This window comes from Methanofastidiosum sp., assembly GCA_020854815.1.
Lineage (GTDB): Archaea > Methanobacteriota_B > Thermococci > Methanofastidiosales > Methanofastidiosaceae > Methanofastidiosum.
The window spans coordinates 1-8,388 of sequence record JAHKLW010000041.1 but is presented as its reverse complement, the minus strand read 5'-3'; the positions used below and the strand labels follow the sequence as shown (position 1 = coordinate 8,388).

The window sequence follows — 8,388 nt, the reverse complement described above, 5'->3', positions numbered from 1 at the left end:
TCTAAATATTCTTGGTGAAAAAATCGAAGAAATAATGTTTGAAGATATAGAAAGTTGTGCCATGGGCCTCTCTGAAATAAGAAACTGGATAAAATCATGTATAAAAAACAAAGCATTGAAATCAGAATTAAATGATATATCTAATTTTTTTGATGGTTTGGAAGAAATAGCAGACAGGATGAAATTTATTGATTCTATTCAACAGAAATCCCTTGATTCACAAAAAACTTTCATAGAGGCCGTTAAGAAAAGACGAGATAAGATGGAAGAATGATTAGCTAATCTTTTTTATTTCTGGATTATTCTCAAAAATTAGTTTGCCGGAGTTGTAACTTTTATAGTGGGCGATATAACTGAATGCAAAAGAATTATTCTCCGGATAATTTGGTGATATTCCGACATTTCCTTTGGAGAGTATCAAGACATTGCTCCCAAGACGAGCAAAGAAAAATCTGCTTTTTGTAGTATGGTCCCCTGTGGGGTCTGCGGGTATCCAACCATATGGGGGCAAATAAAACTCAGCCCACATGTGCGCAGCTGACGTATCAGAAGTGTAGAGATAACCATGAACTAATCTAGCAGGGATTTCTTGAGAACGACACATCGCTACAAAGAGTGTTGCAAACTCAGTGCAATCACCTTTTTTGTTGTAGAATGCGTATCTTGCACCTAGCTCTTGGTCCTGTATTTCATAAGTGATGTTTTTTACAACCCAGCCGTATATAAGGTTGGCTTTTTTGTAGGGATTAGTTTCATTTCCCACTACCCTTTTTGCCATTGCAGCAATTTCAGGGTCATCCGACTCCACTCTCTGGCTTGGTTTTGTGTATTCTTTATACAACTCTAAAGAATAATCATAGGGTTCAATTTTAGAAGGGTCGATTGAAGTCGTGAAAGGATATGCGGTAAAATTAATATTTTGTATAATTGTAATGGAAGAATTTGCGGTTAGTGAACCGTTAAGATCCCAGTAACCTATTTTTGTGCATGCATCTTTCGCCAAAATAATTTGGTCTGGCTCTGGATCTATACTTACTATCGTTACATCTTGCTGTGTTCCACAGTTAACGGGCAATGCCATCCACAGCTTTGTTTCGCCTACTTCAGCATCTATATTTGTAATCTTTGTTGTGATTATTGCATTATAAGACTGTGAAAGTTGTCCCTCCAACGGGCTGTTGGGATTATTTACTAACCCGATATAGTAAAAAATAGCGAGAAATAGCATGGCCCCCAGAAGGATTGAAGTTATTGCCTTGATCTTCTTTTTTGGGGCCTCTTCTCTTTCAATTATTTGGAAATAGTCTTCTGTATTATTGTCCTTTCCAATATTTGAAGTATTGCTGCCCGCATATGACAGTAAAGGTGACCCACATTTAGAGCAATAAAATAGTCCTTTCCTGTTCTCATTCCCACATGAAGCGCATTTAACTGTATCTTGCTCTAAGGGATACATACCACAGTTAGGACAGTAAGTCAAATCTGTCTCAAATCCGCACATAGGACATTTCATTCGGGCACCAGATATCCAAGTAATAGTTCCACTTATAAATATGATAGAATAAAATCAAGAAAAGAATAATTTAAAAATTATAGTATTTTTTGCATCCATACTACATCAAAGTGTTTACCAAATTTCTTACCAATCTTTACAAATCTTCCACATTCTTTAAATCCATTTTTCTTGTGAAAATTTATACTTCCCTCGTTTAGCGAAGAGATGCTAGCCAATATGTTAGATATGTTCATTTTTTTTGCTTCTGATTCTATATAATCTAAAGTCTTTTTACCAATTCCTTGACCAGTTGCCTCTTCCTTAATAAAATAAGATATCTCTGCAGTTTCATTAAATACTGAAAAAGGACTATAAGAATGGATAAATCCAAATCCTATCACTTCATTTTTATCGGATTTAATTACTACTGCAGGGTAATCCTTTGTAATTATAAGGAACATGTCATAAAATTCATATGGGAGTTTATTATCAGGATATGCCGCAAATCCATTTTCAATATAATAGTTAAAAATATCTATTACGTCCGTTCTATGCTCTTCATCCATGCGCTCAAATTGTATTTCCATAATGTCACTGAAAATAAGACTTGAGAGTATTTTTTATAGATTTCGATTAGGGTGCTATTGATAGAAATTTAATATACAAAAATAAAGAACAATAAAATTAAAATTAAAATAAAAAAATTAAATTACATCCTATAAGGGAATATCTCTGTAACATCTATTAAGACTGCATAGTTTGCTGGTGGAAGATGGGGTGTCTTCTCCTTCAATGCTTTGGAGATATTTTGAAATATAGGTCCGCTATTCATCAAAGTTGCCTTACCCTTTATTTGTACGCCCTTGTTAGTTTCCCTATCAAGTACATACAAAGATACATTGGGATTATCCTTCAAGTTGGATATTGTATGGGGCGAGGCTATTTCTGCAAAGACTAATCTATCCTTATCTACTACAGATATACTTCCCTTTGGGGATACATTTGGCATTCCGTTTGTAGTTGAAGTTGAAACAAAGGCTAGATGCTGCTGCTGAATTAAATCTATTACATTTTGTGGCATTTCCATTTTATCACCAATAGATAATCATCTTTCACATTTTTATAATTAATGCTATTTCAATTAGGAAACTATTTAAATCTAAATTTTTTATTAATAAAAGTGGTAAATTGAAAGATATGTATGAGAAGTTAATTGAGATGGCCATGAGCAGAGGGGCGACCTCCGCAAAAGTTATTCCAATAGAAAATATTTCGGTTAATGATTGGGTAAGACAAAAATGTGAATTTGGGTGTACTCAGTATGGAAAGAAGTATACTTGCCCACCTTATGTTCAGCCACCCAAGGAAACAAGGAAAAGATTAGAAGAATACGACAAAGCATTGATAATAAAATTTGGAGATATTAAAGATAGAATGGAGTGGCGAGGTATTCAAAAACTAATGGCCGAGTTAGAAAGAGAGGCTTTTCTTAGTGGACTGTACAAAGCATTCGCTTATGGTGCAGGTACTTGCAAATTATGCGACAACTGCAGTGCGGATCAAGTTCAAACTCCAAGTCTATTTGATAAGAGGAGATGTATTTACAGGCGAATAGCAAGACCTTCAATGGAGAGTGTAGGTATAGATGTCTACCAAACAGCCAAAAATTCAGGATATGATCTAAAAGTAGTGCCTAATGAAGGTATGTGCTTTACAAGTTTCTGCCTGTTATTGCTAGAGTAATACTCAATCTGTAACAATCGTAATCTCACAATATCTAATTATTTTATTTTTTCCATTTAATTCAAATTCTATAAATTGAAATTCTGTTCCTTCTTCTATCAGTTTTATTGCAGTATTAACAACTTCCTCAATGTCTTTAGGATCATTCTTATCAAAATAGTAGTTATTCTCTATTTTAATACCCCCACTTTACTAGTAAGTTAATATGCTAGTTCCTCTAAAAATGAGTTTAAGCATTATAATTATTGTCTTAAGATATTTTTATTTAATTTCATTTTTTGATCTAATATAAATCCTTTTAAAGTCCGTGGCATATTTAATACGAAATTACATAGGTGGAAATTAATTTAGGCCATTAATTACTGAAGTGATTGATTGAAAAGAGATGAAGACATATCAAAAGAAGAGCTTATTGAAGAGCTTAGAGTTCAGCACTCAAAAATAAGTGAGCTTGAAATAATAAAAAGTAGATTAGAGGAACTTGAAGGTGAAAAGGATGTTCTCCTCGACATTCTAAAAGAGCGCGTAAAAGAACTTAACTGTCTATATGATATCTCAAAAGTAAATGAAATGCCAAATATCCCTCTTGAGGAATTATTTCAAAGAATAGTGGAAAAGATACCTCTAGGGTGGAAATATCCTGAAATAGCATGTGCTAGAATTAAATTAGATGGTCAAGAATTTGTAACATGGAATTTTGCAGAGACTAAGTGGAAATTAGATGCCCCGATTAATTATTACAATAGTAATATTGGTAAACTTGAAGTATTTTATCTTGAAGAAAGACCTGAACTAGAAGAAGGCCCTTTTCTTACAGCAGAAAGAAAATTAATTCTCGCCATAGTAGAAAAATTAGGGCATATAATAGAAAGGAAGTACTCGGAGCAAGCCTTAAAGGAAAGCGAGGAGAAGTTCAGAACACTTTTCAACAATGCGAGTGACGCGATATTTATCCATGAACTTGATGGAAATTTTGTTGAAACAAATCAGATTGCTTCTGACCTTTTGGGATACGATAAGACAGAACTACTAAATATGACTCCTAGCGATATTCATCCTCCAGAATATGTTGAGATGCTAAACGAAATGTTTGAGGAACTTAAGAAGAGAAATTACTATTGCTTTGAAACAGAGATTATGAGAAAGGATTACAGACCAATCTCAGTTGAAATATGCAGTAAAATTATCAAACTTAAGAAAAAAACAGTAGTCTTGAGCATTGTAAGGGATATCACAGAAAGAAAGCTTACAGAAGAAAAAATGAAGCGTCAGTTGATGAAATTCGATCTAGAAGCTGGTAAGATATATCTTGTAAAAGAGTCAAAAAGTCTATTCTCAATTGAAGCTTTTAATGATCTGCTAAAAGTTGGCTATTCGGGATATATCCTTACAAGATCCTCTGAACTAGAATATTCTAAACAAATTAAAGGAAAGTACAACTATATTTGGATTTCAGAAAAAGATAAACGAGGCTCTCTTTCTCCCAACTTTACAGAGATTGAAAAATATTTAGAAGGTATACCAAGAAAAAGCTTTGTTCTAATAGATAGAATTGACTATCTTTTATCCAAGAATGGATTTAGTAAGTTCTTATCATTTGTACATCATCTAAGGGAGATAGCATATCTTAGAGGCATTACAGTAATCATTTCAGTCGATTCAGAGATATTCGGCAATGTTGAAATGAAACTCATAGAAAAAGAGACAAAAGATATCTCACCTATAGAAAAGGAAAAACTTCCAGAAAATTTGTTAGAAATTCTAAGATTTGTATATGCCAAGAATGTAGTTGGAGTTAAGCCCACGTTTTCAGACATAGGGAGAGAAATTAACATTACAAGACCAACTATGGGAAAAAGAATGAGTTACTTAACTTTGTCGAACTATATTATAGTATCTACTAAAGGTAGAAACAAAATTGTTGAATTGACTAATAAAGGGAGAGCACTTTTTTCACCATAAATCTTACATGTTTTACATGTTTTTTTACAAATCCTTATAGTTATGTAAAGCCCATAGTTAGTTAATAGTAGGATATTTAGGAGTGGTAAAAATGCGTTCTGTTGGCAAATGGATTTATGTTTCTGAAGAAAAGGAATGCAAAAAATGCGGTGAAATAACGCATACGCACACGTGTTTAGTGTGTGGGGATATTTGTTGCGATGGTTGTTGGAACGAAAGAACATCAACATGCGATAAGTGCATCTCACAAGCATGGTGGAGAGATCTTTAAAGATTAAGATTATTAAATTACGGCTAAGGGACTAGCCATCTATGCCTCCCCATAGTCCCGATGAGAATCTTAGGATTTGAGGGACATTCTTTTCTTAAAAATGGATTTGAATGAAATAAAAGAAAAAATAATTTATTTAAAAAGAATTGGTTTTAGCTCAGCGTCAACGTAAGTGACTCCGTCAGCCTTTACATATGCCCTCTTTGTTACTGGTTCGTATCCATCCTTATAGAATGTGATTGTACTGTATCCTACATCGATTCTATCCAACAAATACGGTGTTTTGATTACTTCACCAACATACATTCCATGAGGTGTTTCTATTGATACTGTTGCACCTAAAGGATCTGAAGTTATGCTAAGGGTACCGTGCATATCTTCTGGTAGCAAAGTAGCCTGAACATATGCTGTTCCCCCAGCACTTACGTCTATAGTTGTTGACCACATTTGATATCCGTCCATGGAAAGCTGTATAACGTGATGCCCTGGAGTTAAATCCATAATAGTGTTAGGTGTTGTCCTGTATGTGCCCCACCACTGCCCATCTACTCCAATAATAGCACCTGTTGGCGATGAAGTCACATATATTGACCCTTTAGTTTCCATAGGAGTTAATATAGCATTCACATTTGTATTCTGACCTGCTTGGACTCTAATGTTGGAAGACCAGTCATGGTATCCGTTCATAGAAAAAGTCACAGAACTTACCCCCACAGGTACGTTTGTAAAAGTATACGGTGTTTTAATAGAGGGGCCAACAAATAGTCCGGATGGGGTTATTAATTGAACTATTGCCCCAGCAGGTTGAGAGGTTACAGTTATTGACCCTGTAGCATTAGGATTATAATTAGGGGTTAGACTTCCATAAACATATTCGTTTTCCCCAGAGTTAACATAGACCTGCGTTGTCCAGTTTTGGTAACCTCCTAAGGAGAGAGATATAGTAGACCAGCCAGGTTTAATATTGGTAAAAGTATATGGCGTTATTTGAGTTGGCCCTATATATGTTCCGTCAGGAGTAACTAAGGAGATGGAGGCACCGTTAGGATTTGATGCAACAGTTATACTGCCATAAATATACTGAGGTGGAAGAACTGCAAATAAAGGAGAAGCAAATAATGCTAATATCAATGCAATACTTACAAAGGATGTGGCTAAAATTCTTTTTTTATAAGTCTTTAATTTCGTTAAAGTTTTTATTATTGAATATTTGTTATCCATTTTAATCCTCCTTATCTTTAGTTAGAGAATTAAAGAATTTATAAATATACTCTTTATCGGCATCTTCACAAATATAAATAACAATAGTCTTATGATTTTTTAATGAGTAAATTCCACGAAATATATTTATATGTATAGGCGAGTATAGAAAATATGCATGATCATTATGATGAAGCTAAAAAGAGTATTCTTTATGGAATAATACTGAACAGCATTTTCACAGTAATTGAGCTTGTTGGGGGTATTTTATCTAACAGTCTCGCACTTCTAAGTGATACTATACATGATTTTTCTGATTCCGTAGCTCTTGGTATTTCATACTATGCTAACCAAAAGGCACAATCTTCACCAACAAAGAATATGACTTTTGGATATAGACGGACAACAATCCTTGCTGCCTTAATCAATTCAACTGTCTTGATTTTGCTTACTTTTTTTATATTTTACAGAGCTTATCTAAGGATTTTAAATCCTGAACCAGTTGATGGAAAAATGGTTTTTGTAATTGCAGTTTTTGGAATTATAACTAATGGTGCAATAGCTTTTAAGATGCTAAAAGGAAAGGACAAAGACCTTAATATAAAAAGTGTATTCTGGCATATTACTGAAGATTTTCTTGGATGGGTTGGGGTATTAATTGCTGGAGCTGTAATATCTTTAACAGGATTCTATATGATTGATCCGATAATCAGCATATTGATTGGCCTAATTGTAATCTACAGTGCATGGGGGATATTTAAAGAAAGTCTAAATATTATTCTTGAAGGAGTCCCTGAAGGTATTGATGTAAATGATATAGAAAGTGAAATAAGAAATATAGAAAATGTGAATAATGTGCATGACCTGCATGTTTGGTCTTTGGGAACAAATTATAATGCACTTAGTGCACATGTAGTAATTTCCGATATGACAGTCGATCAAAGTCATGAAATACTAAATAATATTAATTCTATATTGAAAGAGAAATTTAACATAAAACATACAACAATAGAGTTTGAATGCTCCCATTGTGATTCAAATAGAGTCTGTTATTAAAATAAAGAAACAATAACAGCAAAATTAAATATTTTAAAGTTATTAATTAAGGGTGTATGACAGAAGTAATAAAGAAGAGTGGAAGAAAAGAACGATTTGATGAGGAGAAGTTAAAAGCTTCAATCATGGCTGCTGCAAGAGAAGCAGGTGTTATGAACAGAAGATGGTCTAGGGATGTCATAGAGAATGTTTCTGCCAGTGCTATAGCCTTTTCGAGAGGTAAGAAAGAGGTAGAAGCAAAAACATAAGAGAAATAATCTTAAGGGACCTTGACAAACTTGAGAAGAGAATAGCCGATGCATGGAGAGATTTTGACAAGACAGAAAAATAACTATAAATTCACAATATCTGATCTTTATTTGTCTTTTTTAAATTATTTTTATTTTTTATTATTAAATTTCTTTTATTGAATCAAGTTTTTCTTAAATTAGAATAATAGGAATTTTCTGTATTATCCCAAAATCATTTCCCGTGAGGAAATGTTATTGGGGTATGGCAAAGCTCAACGACAAAAAGATTGCCTGGATAATCAAGATGAAAGAGCGTGGTCTTAGTTCTAGTGAGATTGCCTTCATCCAAAAGATTACCCTTAGAAGGGTAAATCAAATTTACCTACACTACAAAAAGACCGGCTCAAGGCCAATTCTAAGGCCACCAGGCC

Annotated in this window: 10 protein-coding genes; 6 read left to right on the top strand and 4 right to left on the bottom strand. The window is 33.7% G+C overall.

Features of this window, described 5'->3' with window-relative positions; all coding sequences use genetic code 11:
• On the top strand, positions 1-274 hold a 274-nt coding region (locus KO464_05500), incomplete at its 5' end, for a hypothetical protein (protein ID MCC7572826.1).
• Here the strand turns inward: KO464_05500 and KO464_05495 are convergent.
• The 3 genes from KO464_05495 to KO464_05485 all read right to left on the bottom strand — a co-directional run bounded on the left by KO464_05495 (position 275) and on the right by KO464_05485 (position 2,582).
• Positions 275-1,513 carry a lasso peptide biosynthesis protein gene (locus KO464_05495; protein MCC7572825.1) on the bottom strand — a complete coding sequence of 413 codons (1,239 nt, stop codon included), beginning with the start codon at positions 1,511-1,513 and terminating at the stop codon, positions 275-277. It abuts the gene before it with no gap.
• A 77-nt stretch (positions 1,514-1,590) separates the two neighbouring features.
• On the bottom strand, positions 1,591-2,082 hold the full coding sequence (locus tag KO464_05490; protein ID MCC7572824.1) for a GNAT family N-acetyltransferase: 492 nt from the start codon (positions 2,080-2,082) through the stop codon (positions 1,591-1,593).
• Between the two features lie 122 nt (positions 2,083-2,204).
• Positions 2,205-2,582, bottom strand: a complete 378-nt coding sequence (locus tag KO464_05485) for a pyridoxamine 5'-phosphate oxidase family protein (protein MCC7572823.1) — start codon at positions 2,580-2,582, stop codon at positions 2,205-2,207.
• 101 nt (positions 2,583-2,683) lie between these two features.
• Between KO464_05485 and KO464_05480 the strand changes: the two genes are divergently transcribed.
• The 3 genes from KO464_05480 (at position 2,684) to KO464_05470 (ending at position 5,471) form a co-directional block, all read left to right on the top strand.
• Entirely contained in the window at positions 2,684-3,238 is a 555-nt protein-coding gene (locus KO464_05480) for a DUF2284 domain-containing protein (protein MCC7572822.1), read from the top strand.
• Positions 3,239-3,613: 375 nt separating this feature from the next.
• The gene (locus KO464_05475) at positions 3,614-5,200 is read left to right on the top strand and encodes a PAS domain S-box protein (GenBank protein ID MCC7572821.1); all 1,587 of its coding nucleotides are present in this window, start codon (positions 3,614-3,616) and stop codon (positions 5,198-5,200) included.
• A 91-nt stretch (positions 5,201-5,291) separates the two neighbouring features.
• Positions 5,292-5,471 (top strand): hypothetical protein, encoded by a 180-nt coding sequence (locus KO464_05470; protein ID MCC7572820.1) that lies wholly within the window; start codon positions 5,292-5,294, stop codon positions 5,469-5,471.
• 132 nt (positions 5,472-5,603) lie between these two features.
• Here KO464_05470 and KO464_05465 read toward each other — a convergent pair whose 3' ends face one another.
• Complete coding sequence (locus KO464_05465; GenBank protein MCC7572819.1) at positions 5,604-6,692, bottom strand: PEGA domain-containing protein; 1,089 nt, start codon at positions 6,690-6,692, stop codon at positions 5,604-5,606.
• Between the two features lie 153 nt (positions 6,693-6,845).
• Between KO464_05465 and KO464_05460 the strand changes: the two genes are divergently transcribed.
• Positions 6,846-7,727 carry a cation diffusion facilitator family transporter gene (locus tag KO464_05460; protein ID MCC7572818.1) on the top strand — a complete coding sequence of 294 codons (882 nt, stop codon included), beginning with the start codon at positions 6,846-6,848 and terminating at the stop codon, positions 7,725-7,727.
• A gap of 56 nt (positions 7,728-7,783) precedes the next feature.
• Entirely contained in the window at positions 7,784-7,975 is a 192-nt protein-coding gene (locus KO464_05455; protein MCC7572817.1) for a hypothetical protein, read from the top strand.
• Positions 7,976-8,388: the final 413 nt, after the last annotated feature.

Coding starts and splice junctions, on each gene's coding strand:
- KO464_05495 (MCC7572825.1), bottom strand. CDS start 1,513: ATGAAATGTCCTATGTGCGGATTTGAGACAGATTTGACTTACTGTCCT.
- KO464_05490 (MCC7572824.1), bottom strand. CDS start 2,082: ATGGAAATACAATTTGAGCGCATGGATGAAGAGCATAGAACGGACGTA.
- KO464_05485 (MCC7572823.1), bottom strand. CDS start 2,582: ATGGAAATGCCACAAAATGTAATAGATTTAATTCAGCAGCAGCATCTA.
- KO464_05465 (MCC7572819.1), bottom strand. CDS start 6,692: ATGGATAACAAATATTCAATAATAAAAACTTTAACGAAATTAAAGACT.
- KO464_05470 (MCC7572820.1), top strand. CDS start 5,292: ATGCGTTCTGTTGGCAAATGGATTTATGTTTCTGAAGAAAAGGAATGC.
- KO464_05460 (MCC7572818.1), top strand. CDS start 6,846: ATGCATGATCATTATGATGAAGCTAAAAAGAGTATTCTTTATGGAATA.
- KO464_05455 (MCC7572817.1), top strand. CDS start 7,784: ATGACAGAAGTAATAAAGAAGAGTGGAAGAAAAGAACGATTTGATGAG.